The sequence below is a fragment of the uncultured Stenotrophomonas sp. genome (assembly GCF_945952405.1).
GTDB lineage: Bacteria > Pseudomonadota > Gammaproteobacteria > Xanthomonadales > Xanthomonadaceae > Stenotrophomonas.
In genome coordinates this window covers 11,837-27,256 of sequence record NZ_CAMFIA010000016.1, presented here as the reverse complement: position 1 = coordinate 27,256, position 15,420 = coordinate 11,837, and the positions used below count along the sequence as shown (strand labels likewise).

At 68.6% G+C, this 15,420-nt stretch carries 15 protein-coding genes; 7 read left to right on the top strand and 8 right to left on the bottom strand.

What is annotated here, in order from left to right; all coding sequences use genetic code 11:
- Positions 1 to 314: 314 nt before the first annotated feature.
- The 5 genes from zwf to eda all read left to right on the top strand — a co-directional run bounded on the left by zwf (position 315) and on the right by eda (position 6,225).
- Positions 315 to 1,751: a glucose-6-phosphate dehydrogenase gene (gene zwf / locus Q0P60_RS15360; protein WP_345780336.1), complete on the top strand. Its 1,437-nt coding sequence runs from the start codon at positions 315 to 317 to the stop codon at positions 1,749 to 1,751.
- Complete coding sequence (gene glk / locus Q0P60_RS15355) at positions 1,748 to 2,755, top strand: glucokinase (protein WP_294995303.1); 1,008 nt, start codon at positions 1,748 to 1,750, stop codon at positions 2,753 to 2,755. Before zwf ends, glk begins: the two co-directional genes overlap by 4 nt.
- Complete coding sequence (gene pgl / locus Q0P60_RS15350) at positions 2,752 to 3,474, top strand: 6-phosphogluconolactonase (RefSeq protein WP_294995300.1); 723 nt, start codon at positions 2,752 to 2,754, stop codon at positions 3,472 to 3,474. The genes glk and pgl overlap by 4 nt, the downstream gene beginning before the upstream one ends.
- Before the next feature lie 58 nt (positions 3,475 to 3,532).
- Positions 3,533 to 5,449 carry a phosphogluconate dehydratase gene (gene edd / locus Q0P60_RS15345; RefSeq protein ID WP_294995297.1) on the top strand — a complete coding sequence of 639 codons (1,917 nt, stop codon included), beginning with the start codon at positions 3,533 to 3,535 and terminating at the stop codon, positions 5,447 to 5,449.
- A 116-nt stretch (positions 5,450 to 5,565) separates the two neighbouring features.
- Complete coding sequence (gene eda, locus Q0P60_RS15340; protein ID WP_294995294.1) at positions 5,566 to 6,225, top strand: bifunctional 4-hydroxy-2-oxoglutarate aldolase/2-dehydro-3-deoxy-phosphogluconate aldolase; 660 nt, start codon at positions 5,566 to 5,568, stop codon at positions 6,223 to 6,225.
- Positions 6,226 to 6,290: 65 nt separating this feature from the next.
- Here eda and Q0P60_RS15335 read toward each other — a convergent pair whose 3' ends face one another.
- The 3 genes from Q0P60_RS15335 to ispG all read right to left on the bottom strand — a co-directional run bounded on the left by Q0P60_RS15335 (position 6,291) and on the right by ispG (position 9,134).
- Positions 6,291 to 6,938: a response regulator gene (locus tag Q0P60_RS15335; protein ID WP_294995291.1), complete on the bottom strand. Its 648-nt coding sequence runs from the start codon at positions 6,936 to 6,938 to the stop codon at positions 6,291 to 6,293.
- Positions 6,939 to 7,138: 200 nt separating this feature from the next.
- Positions 7,139 to 7,888: a phosphatase PAP2 family protein gene (locus Q0P60_RS15330; RefSeq protein ID WP_294995288.1), complete on the bottom strand. Its 750-nt coding sequence runs from the start codon at positions 7,886 to 7,888 to the stop codon at positions 7,139 to 7,141.
- Positions 7,869 to 9,134 (bottom strand): flavodoxin-dependent (E)-4-hydroxy-3-methylbut-2-enyl-diphosphate synthase, encoded by a 1,266-nt coding sequence (ispG, locus tag Q0P60_RS15325; RefSeq protein WP_294995285.1) that lies wholly within the window; start codon positions 9,132 to 9,134, stop codon positions 7,869 to 7,871. Before ispG ends, Q0P60_RS15330 begins: the two co-directional genes overlap by 20 nt.
- Before the next feature lie 114 nt (positions 9,135 to 9,248).
- Between ispG and Q0P60_RS15320 the strand changes: the two genes are divergently transcribed.
- Both Q0P60_RS15320 and Q0P60_RS15315 read left to right on the top strand, forming a co-directional pair.
- On the top strand, positions 9,249 to 10,475 hold the full coding sequence (locus tag Q0P60_RS15320) for an ATP-binding protein (RefSeq protein ID WP_294995281.1): 1,227 nt from the start codon (positions 9,249 to 9,251) through the stop codon (positions 10,473 to 10,475).
- On the top strand, positions 10,472 to 11,041 hold the full coding sequence (locus Q0P60_RS15315) for a response regulator transcription factor (RefSeq protein WP_049407628.1): 570 nt from the start codon (positions 10,472 to 10,474) through the stop codon (positions 11,039 to 11,041). The genes Q0P60_RS15320 and Q0P60_RS15315 overlap by 4 nt, the downstream gene beginning before the upstream one ends.
- Positions 11,042 to 11,193: 152 nt before the next feature.
- On the opposite strand, the gene pgi is transcribed toward Q0P60_RS15315, so the two are convergent.
- The 5 genes from pgi to panB form a co-directional block, all read right to left on the bottom strand.
- On the bottom strand, positions 11,194 to 12,708 hold the full coding sequence (pgi, locus tag Q0P60_RS15310; RefSeq protein ID WP_294995275.1) for a glucose-6-phosphate isomerase: 1,515 nt from the start codon (positions 12,706 to 12,708) through the stop codon (positions 11,194 to 11,196).
- Positions 12,705 to 13,085 (bottom strand): aspartate 1-decarboxylase, encoded by a 381-nt coding sequence (gene panD, locus Q0P60_RS15305; RefSeq protein ID WP_006432456.1) that lies wholly within the window; start codon positions 13,083 to 13,085, stop codon positions 12,705 to 12,707. Before panD ends, pgi begins: the two co-directional genes overlap by 4 nt.
- Positions 13,086 to 13,172: 87 nt before the next feature.
- Positions 13,173 to 13,670 carry a hypothetical protein gene (locus tag Q0P60_RS15300; protein ID WP_294995271.1) on the bottom strand — a complete coding sequence of 166 codons (498 nt, stop codon included), beginning with the start codon at positions 13,668 to 13,670 and terminating at the stop codon, positions 13,173 to 13,175.
- Positions 13,671 to 13,736: 66 nt separating this feature from the next.
- Positions 13,737 to 14,576 (bottom strand): pantoate--beta-alanine ligase, encoded by an 840-nt coding sequence (gene panC, locus Q0P60_RS15295; protein WP_294995268.1) that lies wholly within the window; start codon positions 14,574 to 14,576, stop codon positions 13,737 to 13,739.
- Positions 14,573 to 15,388: a 3-methyl-2-oxobutanoate hydroxymethyltransferase gene (gene panB / locus Q0P60_RS15290; RefSeq protein WP_294995265.1), complete on the bottom strand. Its 816-nt coding sequence runs from the start codon at positions 15,386 to 15,388 to the stop codon at positions 14,573 to 14,575. The genes panC and panB overlap by 4 nt, the downstream gene beginning before the upstream one ends.
- Positions 15,389 to 15,420: the final 32 nt, after the last annotated feature.

Sequence of the window (15,420 nt, the reverse complement as noted above, 5' to 3'; positions counted from 1 at the left end):
GGGACTGCCTCGGCCCTCCCGATGGCAGTGATGATTGCGCGCCTGCCGCATGACGGCGAGCACTGCAATCGAATACAGTTGCCCATTCTGCCATGTAAACGTTTTCACGTGGCACTATCCGATGATCGGTGCGCACCGATCTGCAGCGGCGGTTGAACGAAGCTTCCGCCGAGGCAGTGGTTTCGAATGGAACGGTCTTCCGCTACTCCGGAGACCGCCCCCGACGAACCTCGGACAGGCAGTTGCGCGGATGTCCCCCGAACCCAGCCATGAAGCGATTGACAACGATGTCACCCGGATCTGAAACTCGAGCGATGCACGACACCCTCTTCCTGTTCGGTGCCACAGGTGATCTGGCCCAGCGCTACCTGTTCCCTTCGCTGCTTCGCCTGCTTGGCGACGGCCTGCTGCCGGAGGACTTCCGCATCCGCGCACTGGCCCTGTCCGGGCATGACACCGAAGCCTTCCATGACATCCTGCGGCCGCGCCTGCAGCAGGCCATGCCGCTGGCCACGCAGGAAGACATCGGCGCCCTGCTGCGCCGCATCGACTACCGTTCGGTGGACCTGCGCGATGTCGACTCGGTCGCCGCCGCGGTCGCCGACCTGGTGCACCGCAAGTGCGTCAGCTACCTGGCCATCCCGCCGGGCCTGTACATCTCCACCTGCGAAGGCCTGGCCAAGGGCGGCGCCCTCGCCGCGCCGGCACGCCTGATGCTGGAGAAGCCGATCGGCAGCGACAGCGAAAGCGCCGAGGAGATCATCAGCACCATCGGCCAGTGGATCGACGAGGACCGCGTGTTCCGCCTCGACCACTACCTGGGCAAGGCCGCGGTGCAGAACCTGATCGCGCTGCGCTTCGGCAACACGCTGCTGGAAGCGGTGTGGAACCGCAACTACATCGAATCGGTGCACATCCTGGTCGCCGAAAGCGAAGGCGTGGATGGCCGCGACGCCTACTACGCCCGCTCCGGTGCGCTGCGCGACATGGTGCAGAGCCATATCCTGCAGCTGCTGTGCATGGTGGCGATGGAGCCGCCGGCCTCGCTGGAAGCCGACCGCATCCGCGACGAGAAGGTCAAGGTGCTGCGCGCCCTGCGCCCGCTCGACGCCAGGCATGCCGCGCGCGACAGCGTCCGTGGCCGCTACACCGCCGGCACCATCAATGGCCAGCCAGCGCAGGCGTACCAGCCGCCGGAAGGCAGCGATGTGGAGACCTTCGCCGGTGTCACCGCGCATATCGACAACTGGCGCTGGAGCGGCGTGCCGTTCCACCTGGTCACCGGCAAGCGCCTGCCCGAGCGCACCACCCGCGTGGTGGTCACGCTGAAGCCGGTCACCCATTGGCTGTTCGAGCGCCCGCAGCGCGCGCAGGCCGCACCGAACCGCCTGGTGTTCCAGCTGCAGCCGCAGGAGAACATCGAGCTGGGCCTGATGAGCAGCCTGGCCGGCCCGGAATGGGGCGCGCTGGAACTGCATCCGCTGGAACTGGAACTGTCGGTGCCGACCGGCCTGCATCGCCGCATCGCCTACGAACGCCTGTTCCTGGATGCCTTCAACGGCAACCACACGCTGTTCGTGCGCGACGACGAAGTCCGCGCGGCCTGGGCCTGGATCGACAGCGTGGCCGATGCATGGAAGGAAGCCAAGCTGCCGCTGGAGCCCTACCCGGCAGGCCAGTGGGGCCCGGACAATGCCAGCGGGTTCCTGCCGCAGGGCGTTGACGCGCCGGACAGCGAGGCGTCGGCATGAGTGCCGGCTCGCAGCCGGTGCTGGTTGCCGACATCGGTGGCACCAACGCCCGCTTCGCCCTGGCCGACACCTCGCGCGACGCACCGCTGCTGAAGGACAGCATCCGCGAGTACGCGGTGGCCGAGTTCCCGTCGCTGGGCGATGCCGCGCGCCACCATCTCGAGCAGATCGGTGCCAGCGCAGGCCGCGGTGTGTTCGCGGTCGCCGGTCGCGTCGACGGTGACGAGGCGCGCATCACCAACCATCCGTGGGTGATCTCGCGCAGCCGCACGGCGGCCATGCTCGGTTTCGACGAGCTGCACCTGATCAACGACTTCGCCGCGCAGGCAATGGCGATTTCCCTGCTGCAACCCGAGGACGTAGTCCAGGTCGGCGGCGCCGCCTGGGTCCCGGGCAAGCCGGGCCAGCCGCGCAACTACGCGGTGATCGGCCCCGGCACCGGGCTTGGCGTGGGCGGCCTGATCCTGCGCCACGGCCGCTGCTACCCGCTGGAAACCGAAGGCGGCCACGTCAGCTTCCCGCCGGGAACGCCGGAGGAGATCCGCATCCTGGAAATCCTCTCCGAGCAGTTCGGCCGGGTCTCCAACGAACGGCTGATCTGTGGCCCCGGCCTGGTCAACATCCATCGCGCGGTGTGCGAAATGGCCGGCATCGACCCGGGCCAGCTGCAGCCGGTGGACGTGACCGCGCGCGCCCTGCACGGCGATCCGCAGGCGATGCGCACCGTCGATGTGTTCTGCGCGGTGTTCGGCGCCATTGCCGGCGACCTGGTGCTGACCCAGGGCGCCTGGGACGGCGTGTTCCTCACCGGCGGCCTGACCCCGAAGATGCTCGACTCGCTGCAGCACTCCGGGTTCCGCCAGCGCTTCGAGCACAAGGGCCGGTTCTCTTCGATCATGGCGCGGGTTCCCTCGCTGGCCGTGATGCACCCCCATGCCGGACTGCTGGGCGCCGCCGCCTATGCCGCCGACGCCGAACGTGACGCCCCAGGAGTTGCCGCATGAGCCCCACCCTCCACGACGACCGCATCGAGTTCATCAACCACGGCGATGCCGATGGCTGGATCGAGGCGGTAGCCGCCGAGATGGCGCAGACCCTCAACCACGACATCAATGAAGTGGGCCGTGCCCGCATCCTGCTGTCCGGCGGCACCACCCCGGCGGCGGTCTACCAGGCACTGGCCGAGCTGGATGTGCACTGGGACCGGGTTGAGGTGAGCCTGGCCGACGAGCGCTGGCTGTCGCCGCAGGATCGCGACAGCAATGCCTGGCTGGTACGCGAGCACCTGCTCAAGCGCGCCGAAGGCGCCCACTTCGATCCGCTGGTGCGGGTCGGCAAGCCGCTGCCGGAATGCGTCTACACCGCCAACCTGCAGGCCCAGCACAGCCAGCCGCCGAGCCTGGTGGCACTGGGCATGGGCAACGATGGCCACACCGCGTCGCTGTTCCCGGGCTCCAAGGACCTGGCCCGCGCACTGGAAAGCACCCTGCCCTACGCGGCACTGGATGCCACCGGCTGCCCGGGCGCGAACCAGTGGCCGCTGCGCATCACCCTGACCCCGCACGGCCTGCGCCAGTGCCGCCAGCGCCTGCTGCTGCTGCGTGGCAAGCAGAAGCTGCAGGTGCTGCGCCAGGCGCTGGACAGCAATGACGCCCAGCAGTACCCGATCCTCAACGCGATCAACCTGGACGGCGCGCGCCTGCGCGTCCACTGGGCTGATTGATGTCGGCGGCGGCGCCCCGCCGCCGCCTGCCTCTCGCCACCACGAACGCCGGTAGCCAATGAGCCTCCATCCGCAACTGCAAGCCATCACCGAGCGCGTCATCCGCCGCAGCGCCGCTTCGCGCGCCGCCTACCTGGCGGCGATCGACGCCGCCCTGCGCGATGGCCCGTTCCGCAGCCGCCTGAGCTGCGGCAACCTTGCCCACGGTTTCGCCGCCTGTGGCGGCACCGACAAGAGCCGCCTGCGCGGCGGGGTGACGCCGAATCTGGGCATCATCACCGCCTACAACGACATGCTGTCGGCGCACCAGCCGTTCGAGACCTATCCCGAGCAGATCCGTGAGATCGCCCGCGAGCTGGGCGCCACCGCGCAGGTGGCCGGCGCCGTGCCGGCCATGTGCGATGGTGTCACCCAGGGCCGCGGCGGCATGGAACTGTCGCTGTTCTCGCGCGATGTGATCGCCCAGGCCACCGCCATCGGGCTCAGCCACGACATGTTCGACACCACCGTCCATCTCGGCGTGTGCGACAAGATCGTGCCCGGCCTGTTGATCGGCGCGCTGGCCTTCGGCCACCTGCCGGCGGTGTTCGTGCCGGCCGGGCCGATGACCCCGGGCATTCCGAACAAGCAGAAGGCCGAAGTGCGCGAGCGCTATGCGGCCGGCGAGGCCACCCGCGAAGAGCTGCTGGAAGCCGAGTCCGCGTCGTACCACGGCGCCGGCACCTGCACCTTCTACGGCACCGCCAATTCCAACCAGGTGCTGCTGGAAGCGATGGGCGTGCAGCTGCCGGGCGCGTCGTTCGTCAATCCGGGCACGCCGCTGCGCGATGCACTGACCCGCGAAGCCACCGAACGTGCGCTGGACATCACCGCACTCGGCGACGATTTCCGTCCGCTGGGCCGGATCATCGATGAGCGCGCGATCATCAACGCGGTCATCGCGCTGATGGCCACCGGTGGCTCGACCAACCACACCATCCACTGGATCGCGGTGGCCCGCGCCGCCGGCATCGTGCTGACCTGGGACGACTTCGACGAGCTGTCGCAGCTGATCCCGCTGCTGGCCCGCGTCTATCCGAACGGCGAGGCCGATGTGAACCGCTTCGCTGCAGCCGGCGGCCCGGCGTTCGTGTTTGGCGAACTGATCAAGGCCGGCCTGATGCATGGCGACCTGGTCAGCGTCGCGCGCGGCGGCATGGCCGACTACGCACGAGAGCCGCAGCTGCGCGACGGCCAGCTGGTTTACCTGCCGGGCCTGGAACGCAGCGCCGATGAGGACGTGGTGCGCGGGGTCGACAACCCGTTCGAGCACCAGGGCGGCCTGCGCCTGCTGCGCGGCAACCTCGGCAAGTCGCTGATCAAGCTGTCCGCGGTGAAGCCGCAGTACCGCACCATCGAAGCGCCGGCCGTGGTGGTCGATGCACCGCAGGTGCTCAACAAGCTGCATGCCGGCGGGCTGCTGCCGCATGACTTCGTTGCGGTGGTGCGTTACCAGGGCCCGCGTGCCAACGGCATGCCGGAACTGCATTCGCTGGCGCCACTGCTGGGCCTGCTGCAGAACCAGGGCCGGCGCGTGGCGCTGGTGACCGACGGCCGCCTGTCCGGCGCCTCCGGCAAGATTCCGGCGGCGATCCACGTGACGCCGGAAGCGGCGCGCGGTGGTCCGCTGGCCAAGGTCCGCGAAGGCGACATGATCCGCCTCGACGGCGAGGCCGGCACGCTGGAAGTGCTGGTGGATGCCGCCGAATGGGCCGCCCGCACGCTGGCGCCGAACACCGCACCGGCTGCGCATGACCTGGGCCGCAACCTGTTCGCGATCAACCGGCGTGTGGTCGGCCCCGCCGACCAGGGCGCGATTTCGATTTCGTGCGGGCCGGCGGCCGCCGATGGCGGGCCGTGGAATTACGACGCGGAGTACGAGCTCGGGCACGATGCCGCAGCGGCGGCGGCGCCGCATGAGGCGAAGGACGCCTGAAGCGAAACGCCGCGACAGGCTTCCCGTCCTGGGCAGTAGAGCGCTCTGGACAACTCCGGGCGCGTCATGTGCGCTGCGGCCACTGAATCAAGAAGAGCAAAGGCAAAGGCAAAAGCATGGGTATCGAACAACATCAGGTGCGTGCGGCGGAGCTGTTGCATGCGGCCGGCATCCTGCCGGTGGTGACGATTCATACGCTGGACCAGGCGCGTGCGGTCAGCGCCGCGCTGCTGGAGGGTGGTTTGCCGGCGATCGAGCTGACCCTGCGCACGCCGGTGGCGATGGAAGCGCTGGCGATGCTCAAGCGCGAGCTGCCGGACGTGGTGGTAGGTGCCGGCACGGTGCTGACCGTGCAGCAGATGCAGCAGTCGATCGATGCAGGTGCGGATTTCCTGGTGACCCCGGGTACGCCGCCGGCACTGGCCGACGCGCTGGCCGCGGCACCGCTGCCGGTGGTGCCGGGTGCGGCGACGCCAACTGAACTGCTGTCGCTGTATGCGCGCGGCTTCCGCGTGTGCAAGCTGTTCCCGGCCACGGCCGTGGGCGGGCTGGCGATGATCAAGGGCGTGGCCGGCCCGATCGCCGACCTCAAGCTGTGCCCGACCGGTGGCATCACCGAGAACACCGCTGCCGAATACCTCGAGCAGAAGAACGTGGTCTGCATCGGCGGTTCATGGATGGTGCCGGGCAACTGGATCGCCGACGGCCAGTGGGACAAGGTGCGCGCCAGCGCCGCCGACGCGGCGAAGATCATCAAGCGCGTGCGCGGTCATTGATGTGTTTCGGGGTCAGATCCCTTTCCCGCCGGGAAAGGGATCTGACCCCAGCTGCGACCCGGCCGTTACAGCGGCCGTGCCGGATCCACCAGTCCGTACTGACTGGCCATGCGGGCCAGCGCGATGTTGTCGTGGATTCCCATCTTCTCGAACAGACGCGCCTTGTGCGTGTTCACGGTCTTCGCGCTCAGGCTCAGGCGCCGTGCGATGTCTTCCTGACGCAGGCCCTGGGTCAGCAGCAACGCCACTTCCAGTTCGCGCGGCGACAGGCTGTCGAACGGCGAACCGTTGCCTTCCACCGTCGACAGCGCCAGGTTCTGCGCGATGCTGGTACCCAGGTAGCGACGACCGGCCGCCACATCACGCACCGCCCGCAGCAGTTCCTGCGCATCGCAGCCCTTGCCGATGTAGCCGGCCGCGCCCGCTTCGAGCAGGCGCTTCGGCAGCGGCCCATCTTCCAGCACCGACACGATCACCACGCGCGTGTTGCGGTGGCTGCGGACGATGCGCTCGGTCACTTCCATGCCACTGACACCCGGCAGGTGCAGGTCGCACAGCACCACGTCCGGCAGCAGCTGGCGGACGTCGCGCAGCGCGTCTTCGCCGGTCTCGGCTTCGCCCACCACCTCGATGTCGGTTTCCCCCGACAGAATCATCTTCATCCCGGTGCGGACCAGCCCGTGGTCATCCACCAGGTAGACTCGAATCGTCATTCACGTACCTCTTCGAATGCGGCCAATGCAGGTCAAGCTAGGCAGGGTGCCGATACCCTGCAAGCGCGTCCGGAATGCGGCGCCGGCAAAATGCCTTGCGCATCACATAACCGCGCGTTGTGCTTGCCCCCTGTCTTGCAGAACCTGCTGCAACGAAACAACTGATCTATCACGTAGACGTCCCGGGAGGGCCATCCACGTCATTCCCCCTGTGTTGATGCTTCGCTGGCCTTCGCTGGCGGCGAGCCGTGACGTCGCCATGGATGCCGGCGACTGAACATGACCAGATAGCACCCTACCACCCAAACCAGCGCGGCACACCATCCGGCCAGGATGTCGGAGGGGTAATGCACCCCCAGGTAGACCCGGGACACGCTGACCAGCAGGCTGAACGCCGGCGCCAGCAGCAGCACCGGCCAGCGCCAGCGGGTGTTCCAGGCCAGCAGCACCAGGGTCACCGCCAGGGTCATCGAGCCCATCGCATGGCCACTGGGGAAGCTGAACGTCGATTCCGGCGCGATCGATTCCCACAGGCTGGGGCGCTGGCGCTGGAAGAAATGCTTGCTGCCCATGTTCAGCAGCGCCGAGCCGACGAAGCTGACCGCCACGAAGGTGGCCTCACGCCAGCGCCGGTAGCCCAGCAGCACGCCGATGATCAGCACGTCGGCCGGAATCAGGAACCACTCGTAGCCCAGCCGGGAGATGAGCACGAAGAAGCGATCCAGCAGCGGCGAATGCAGGCCATGCATCTGCCAGAGCAGGGGCGCGTCGAAATGGAACGATTCAAACTCGTGCACTTCGTCGGCCAGGGCGACGAAGCCGGCCAACGGCAACAGCACGCCGCCGAACAGCAGCAGCAGGCGCCAGGCATTGCGCGCCATCCAGTGGCGGAACCCGGAGGCGGACTCCGGCGCAGCGAGAATCGCAGGCTTATCCGGCGCTTCGGACATAGGTGCGTTCGACGTAGTCGTCGATCAGGGCGACGAACTCCTGGGCGATGTTGTCGCCGCGCAGGGTCACCTTCTTCTCGCCGTCCACGAACACCGGTGCGGCAGGCGTCTCGCCGGTGCCCGGCAGGGAGATGCCGATGTTGGCATGGCGCGACTCACCCGGTCCGTTGACGATGCAGCCCATCACCGCCAGGGTCATGTTCTCGGCCCCCGGATGCTGGATCTTCCACAACGGCATCTTCTCGCGCACGTGGTTCTGCACCACCTTGGCCAGCTCCTGGAAGAACTCGGAGGTGGTGCGGCCGCAGCCCGGGCAGGCCGTGACCAGCGGCGTGAAGGCGCGCTGGCCGGTGGTCTGCAGCAGTTCCTGGGCGACGATCACTTCCTGCGTACGCGACTGGCCCGGTTCCGGGGTCAGCGAAATGCGGATGGTGTCACCGATGCCTTCCTGCAGCAGCACGCTCAGCGCCGCCGACGAAGCCACGATGCCCTTGCTTCCGATGCCGGCCTCGGTCAGGCCCAGATGCAGGGCGAAATCGGAGCGCTGGGCCAGGTCGCGGTACACCGCGATCAGTTCCTGCACGCCACTGACCTTGGCCGACAGCACGATGCGGTCGCGCGGCAGGCCCAGCTCCACTGCCTGCTCGGCCGAATCCAGCGCCGAGCGGATCAGCGCCTCGCGCAGCACCCGGCCAGCGTCCCAGGGTTGTTCGCGCAGGTTGTTCTCGTCCATCAGCTTCGCCGCCAGTGCCTGGTCCAGCGAGCCCCAGTTGGCGCCGATGCGCACCGGCTTGTTGTAGCGGATCGCGAACTCGATCAACTGGGCGAACTGCAGGTCCTTCTTCTTGCCGAAGCCGACATTGCCCGGGTTGATGCGGTACTTGGCCAGCGCTTCGGCACAGGCCGGCTCGGCAGTCAGCAGCTGGTGGCCGTTGTAGTGGAAATCACCGATCAGCGGCACATCGATGCCCATCATCGCCAGCTTGTCGACGATGCGCGGGATCGCCGCGGCGGCTTCAACGGTGTTGACGGTCAAGCGCACCATTTCCGAGCCGGCACGCCACAGTTCGGCCACCTGCTTCACGCTGGAGGCGACGTCGGAGGTGTCGGTGTTGGTCATCGACTGCACCACGACCGGCTTGCCTCCGCCTACGGTGACCCCGCCGATCTGGACGGCATGGGTCTGGCGGCGGGGCCAGGCAGTGGCATCGGAAGGAGGAGTCGGGCGGGTGACGGCGTCGTGCATGGGCGCATTCTACCGCCCGGCCCCGCATTCCGGGTGACTCGCATTCAGCCGGCGGCACGGCTGCGGCCTATTGTCGCAGGCACGCCCGCCCGCGAACGCATACGATGGGCACGAATGACCGGTCCCGACGCCCCGTTTCTCCGCACCCTGTGCAGCCTGCGCTGGCTTGCCGTAGGCGGCCAGGCCGCCACCATCCTGGTGGCCACCTGGGTGCTGGGCCTGCCCCTGCCGCAGCTGCCGTTGTGGGCCGGCGTGGCCGTACTGGCCCTGTTCAACGTCTATACCCAGCTGCGCCCGGAGGCCGCCGACACCGCGCCGCTGACCGCGTTCGGGCACATCCTGGTGGACGTGATCATCCTGACCTGGATGGTCGGCTGGAGCGGTGGCATGGCCAATCCGTTCAGTTCACTGTTCCTGATCCTGATCGCACTGGCCGCATTTGCCCTGCCGCTGCGCTGGGCGCTGGCAGTGGCGCTGGCCTGCCTGCTCGGCTACGCCGCCAGTGGCCTGTTCGGCCAGCCGCTGCCGGACGGCTATTTCCGCGCGCAGGACCTCAACCGCTGGGGCGTGGTCGCCAACTTCCTGATTTCCGCTGCGGTGGTGCTGGCCTTCTCCACGCGCCTGGCGCTGGCCCTGCGCCAGCGCGAACTGGAACTGTCGGCCCTGCGCGAACGCTTCGCACGCAACGAGGGCATCGTCGCCCTGGCCACCCATGCCGCATCGGTGGCACATGAACTGAACACGCCACTGGCAACCATGACCCTGCTGGCCGACGACGTCGCCGAGCGCAGCGAAGAGCCGGAAGTACGCGAGGACATGGAAACCCTGCGCGAACTGCTGGTGCAGTGCCGCGAGCGCGTACTGGCGCTGGCCGCACCGGCCTCGGCCGATGCCCCCGGCCGCGGCCATTCCAGCGCCCAGCAGGTGCTGGAGCAATGGCGCCTGGTGCGGCCGACCATCGACCTGCACCGCAACGACGATGCGCCGCTGCGCTTGCCGCTGGACCCGGGCGTGGGCCATCTGCTGATGGTCCTGCTCAACAATGCCGCCGATGCCGGCGAGCAGGCCGGCCGCCCGCGCGTGGACCTGAGCCTGCGCATCGAAGGCGACGACCTGATCGGCGAAGTACGCGATTACGGCCACGGCTTCGACGCCCGTGCCGCCGTGCTGCCAGGCAAGCTGTTCGGCAGCAGCAAGAGCGAGGGCATGGGCGTTGGCCTGGCCCTGTCCCATGCCACCATCGAACGCCTCGACGGCGAGATGTGGATGCGCCCGGCCCAGGGGGCCGGCAGCCGCGTCGGCTTCCGCCTGCCGCTGGCTCCACGCGAGGACACCCCATGAGCCTTCACCACTCCACCCTGGGCCTGCTGGTCGACGACGACGAGCTGTACCTGCGCACCCTGCAGCGCAGCCTGGCCCGCAAGGGACTTGAAGCGCAGACCGCACAGGATGCCGCCAGCGCGCTGGCGCTGGCCCGCCAGCACCCGCCGGCATTCGCGCTGATCGACCTGAAGCTGGGCAGCGATTCCGGCCTGGCCCTGATCCAGCCGCTGCGCGCCCTGCGTGCGGACATGCGGATCCTGCTGGTGACCGGCTACGCCAGCATCGCCACCGCAGTGGAAGCGATCAAGCTGGGTGCCGACGACTACCTGCCGAAGCCGGCCACGGTGCCGATGATCCTGCGCGCCCTGGGCGAGGAGGACGACGGTCCGGCCGACGATGGCGAAATGGAAGTGCCCGACGCGATGACGCCGATCAGCCGCCTGCAGTGGGAGCACATCCAGCAGGCCATGCACGAGACCGGCGGCAACGTCTCGGCGGCCGCACGCCTGCTCGGCATGCACCGGCGTTCACTGCAGCGCAAACTGGCCAAGCGGCCGAGCCCGGAACGCGATCCGAGCCGCTGAACATGTAGAGCCGAGCCCTGCTCGGCGTCCTGCGCCGCGCAGCCGAGCATGGCTCGGCTCTACAGAAAGCGGGATCGCCAGAATGCCGGCCAGCGGCCGGCACTACCAGAACGGACCATCGGTCGTGCCGGCCGCTGGCCGGCACCAGAACCTCAGCGCTTCAGCTGCGCCAGGATCTCGCGGGTCATCGGATCGGCGATCGCCACCTCCTCACCCTGCAGCGCCGGCAGCAGGCCGCTGGCCAGCTGCTTGCCCAGTTCGACGCCGAACTGGTCGAAGGCGTTGATGTTCCAGATCACCGACTGCACGTATACGGCGTGCTCGTACATCGAGATCAGCGCGCCCAGCGCCTGCGGGGTCAGCGCGTCGAGCAGGATCAGCGTGCTCGGGCGGCCACCCGGGTAATCGCGATGCGGATCCTCGCTGCCCTGGCCATTGGCCAGCGCCTCGGTCTGCGCCAGCAGGTTGGCCAGCAGCGCCTGGTGGTTGATCGTGTAGGGGTCATCGTTGTGCACGCAGCCGATGAAATCGGCCGGAACGATGCTGGTGCCCTGGTGCAGCGCCTGGAAGAAGCTGTGTTGCACATCGGTGCCTGCCCCGCCCCACCACACCGGCACGGTGTCGGTGGTGACCGGCTGGCCATCGCGCTGCACGCGCTTGCCCAGGCTTTCCATCACCAGCTGCTGCAGGTAGGCCGGCAGCAGCGCCAGGCGCTGATCGTAGGTCATCACCGCATGGGTGGCGCAGCCAAGCAGGTTGCGGTTCCAGATATCGGTCAGGCCATGCAGCACCGGCAGGTTGCGCTCCAGCGGCGCATCCAGCGCATGCGCATCCATCTGCGCGGCGCCTTCCAGCAGCTGCTCGAAGCGCTCGAAGCCGATCGCCAGCGCGATCGGGAAACCGACCGCCGACCACAGCGAATAGCGGCCACCGACCCAGTCCCACATCGGCAGCACGCGCTCGGCAGCGATCGCGAAGGCCTTGGCGGCACGTTCCGGATTGGCACTGACCGCGTACAGGCGCTCGCTGCCGCCCAGCCAGTCGTGCAGGATCTGGCCGTTGAGCAGGGTTTCCTGCGTACCGAAGGTCTTGGAGATCAGGACGCCGGCGGTCTTCGCCGGATCCAGCGTGGCCAGCGTGCGCTGCATGGCGGCGCCGTCCACGTTCGACACGAAATGCACGCGCAGGCGCGCACCGCTGACCGGACGCAGCGCATCGGCCACCAGGCGCGGACCGAGGTCGGAACCACCGATGCCGACACTGACCACATCGGTCACGCCGCTGTCTTCCAGCGCGCGCACCAGCACGCCCATGCGCTGGCGGATGCCACGCGCGGTGGCATAGGCCTCGGCCGCCACCGGCGCATCGACCACGTCGCCACGCAGCGCGGTGTGCAGCGCGGCGCGGCCTTCGGTCAGGTTGACCTGCTCGCCACGGAACAGGCGGTTGATGGCAGCGCCGACATCACGCTCGGCGGCCAGCGCCAGCAACGCCTGCAGCGCCGCGGCATCGTACTTCTGCCGGGCGAAGTTGGCATACAACGGACCGACCCGCAGCGCCAGCTGCTGGACGCGGCCGGGTTCGGCGGCGAGCAGGCTGGGAATGCTTGCGCCCTTCAGGCGCTGGGCGTGGGAATGCAGCGAGTCGAATCCGTTGTTCGTTGTCATGCGGCCTGGGTCGGGATCGTGTCGTTGGTGTGGGTGATCTGGTTGTTGCCATCAACGTACACCAGCTTCGGCTTGAAGCTGTCAGCTTCCTGCTCGGTCATGCTGGCGAACGCGGCAATGATGATGATGTCACCGACCTGCACGTGGCGCGCGGCGCCACCGTTGAGCGAAACAACGCCGCTCCCGGCCTCGGCGCGGATGGCGTAGGTCGAGAAGCGCGCACCGTTGGTCACGTCCCAGATGTGGACCTGCTCGAACTCGCGGATGCCGGTGGCAGCCAGCAGGTTGTCATCGATGGCGATCGAGCCTTCGTAGTTCAGCTCGGAATGGGTGACGGTGGCGCGGTGGATCTTGGTCTTGAGCAGGGACAGGTGCATGGGGGCGCTGCAACGGCAAAGGAAAGAGCGGATTCTAGCACCCGCCCGGCCGTCGTCAGGGGGCTGCGGCAGGACGCTGAAGGCCGTTCAGGCGCCCTCGCCCGGCGCCCGCACCCCGGCCGGGCCGGCGCAGCCGTCGATGCACAGGCCGAACACGGTATGGAAGGCCAGGCCGGCCACCGCTCCGAAGCCCCCTGCCGCCAGCACCAGCAGGCCATAGCCAATCACATCGAAGGTGTCGACGTAGCGCAGGCGCTGCAGCAGCGGGCCGTTGTCCGCGCCCGGCCAGGTCCAGAAAGCCATGGCCAGCGTCGCCACGCCGAAGCCGACCCCCACGAAGCTGGTGCGGCGCAGGCGATGCCGGGAGTGCTGGATCAGCGCCATCGGCAGCAGTACGGCCAGCGCACCGCAGGCGGCCAGCGCGAACATCTGTGCGCCGCCGCTGAGCGCCGGCACCGGCGTGCGCCTGAATTCGAGCGCGAACAGCAGGCCGCCAAGCAGCTGGGCGGGCAGCATGCCGGCCGCCAGCACTGCCAGGATCGAGGCCCGCGCATAGCGGCCGGCCTCGGAAGCGAGGGTCTTCATTGCAGATCTCCCGTCCGTGGGAAGGTGGGAGGCGCCCGTTGCAGGCGCCCCGGAGCCGCGAGCGGCTCAGAACTCCAGGTTGTCGATCAGGCGGGTGCTGCCCAGCCGCGCGGCGATCAGTGCCACCCGGCCGCCACCGTCGAAGCTTGGCTCGGCCAGTTCCGGCGTGCGCAGCACCGCATAATCAACCTGGAAACCGGCCGCCTGCAGTGCGGCGGTGGCGTCGGCCTCGATCTGCGCGCGCGACTGCCCCGCCACGTAGCCCTCGCGCATGCCCAGCAGGGTGCGGTGCAGCGTGGTCGCAAGCGGGCGTTGCTCGGCGCTCAGGTACTGGTTGCGCGAGCTCTTGGCCAGGCCATCCTCGTCACGCACGATGTCCGCACCCACGATCTGGATCGGGAATGACAGCTCGGCCACCATCTGCCGGATCACGGCCAGCTGCTGGTAATCCTTGCGGCCGAACACGGCCACGTCCGGCTGCACCTGCAGGAACAGGCGCGCAACCACCGTGCACACGCCATCGAAGTGGCCCGGGCGGCTGGCGCCCTCCAGCACTTCACTGACGCCGGGCGCGTGCATGCGCGTGGTCTTGTCCACGCCCAGCGGGTACATCGCCTCGACGCTGGGCAGCCACACGGCATCGCAGCCGACCTGCTCCAGCCCGGCCACGTCAGCCTCGGGCGTGCGCGGATAGCGACTGAAATCCTCGTTCGGGCCGAACTGGGTCGGGTTGACGAAGATGCTCGCCACCACCTTGTCGGCGTACTGGCGGGCCAGGGTCACCAGCGAATGATGCCCACCGTGCAGGTTGCCCATGGTCGGCACCAACGCCACGCGCAGGCCCTCGCGCTTCCACTGGGCGATCTGCTCGCGCAGCGCGCCGAGCTCGTTGAAGGTCTGGATCATTGGGCGTAGGCGTGCTGTTCGTCGGGGAAGCTGCCGTCGCGCACGGCGTCGGCAAAGGCGCGGGTGGCACCGGCCACCGAACCGCCCTCGGCCAGGAAGTCCTTGACGAACTTCGGGCGGCGGTGGCCGCTGTCCAGGCCAAGGAAATCGTGCAGCACCAGCACCTGGCCGTCGCACTGCGGGCCGGCACCGATGCCGATGGTCGGCACCGCCACGGCGGCCGTCACCTCGGCGGCAACCGGCGTCGGCACGCATTCGAGCACCATGATGCTGGCGCCGGCAGCGGCCACGGCGCGGGCGTCCTCGACCAGCTGGCGCGCGGCATCGCCACGGCCCTGGATCTTGAAACCACCCAGGCGCAGCACCGACTGCGGGGTCAGGCCCAGGTGCGCGCAGACCGGGATCTCGCGCTCGACCAGGTAGCGGATGATGTCGACCTTGAAGCCGGCACCCTCGATCTTGACCATCTCGGCACCGGCCTGCAGCAGCTGCAGCGAGGCATCCAGCGCGCGCTCCGGGGTGGCATCGGCGCCGAACGGCAGGTCGGCCACCAGCAACGCACGCTGCAGCACGCGGGCCACGGCACGGGTGTGGTAGACCATGTCGGCCACGGTCACCGGCAGGGTCGAATCGTGGCCCTGCACGACCATGCCCAGCGAATCGCCGATCAGGATCAGGTCGACACCATTGGCGTCGAACGTGCGGGCAAAGCCGGCGTCGTAGGCGGTCAACATGACCAGCTTCTGGCCATTGCGCTTGGCCTCGGCCAGGGCGGGAATGGTCCAGGGCTTGCTGTCTGCGTGGGTGCTCATGTGCTGATAACCGGGGGAGATAACCCGGGCAT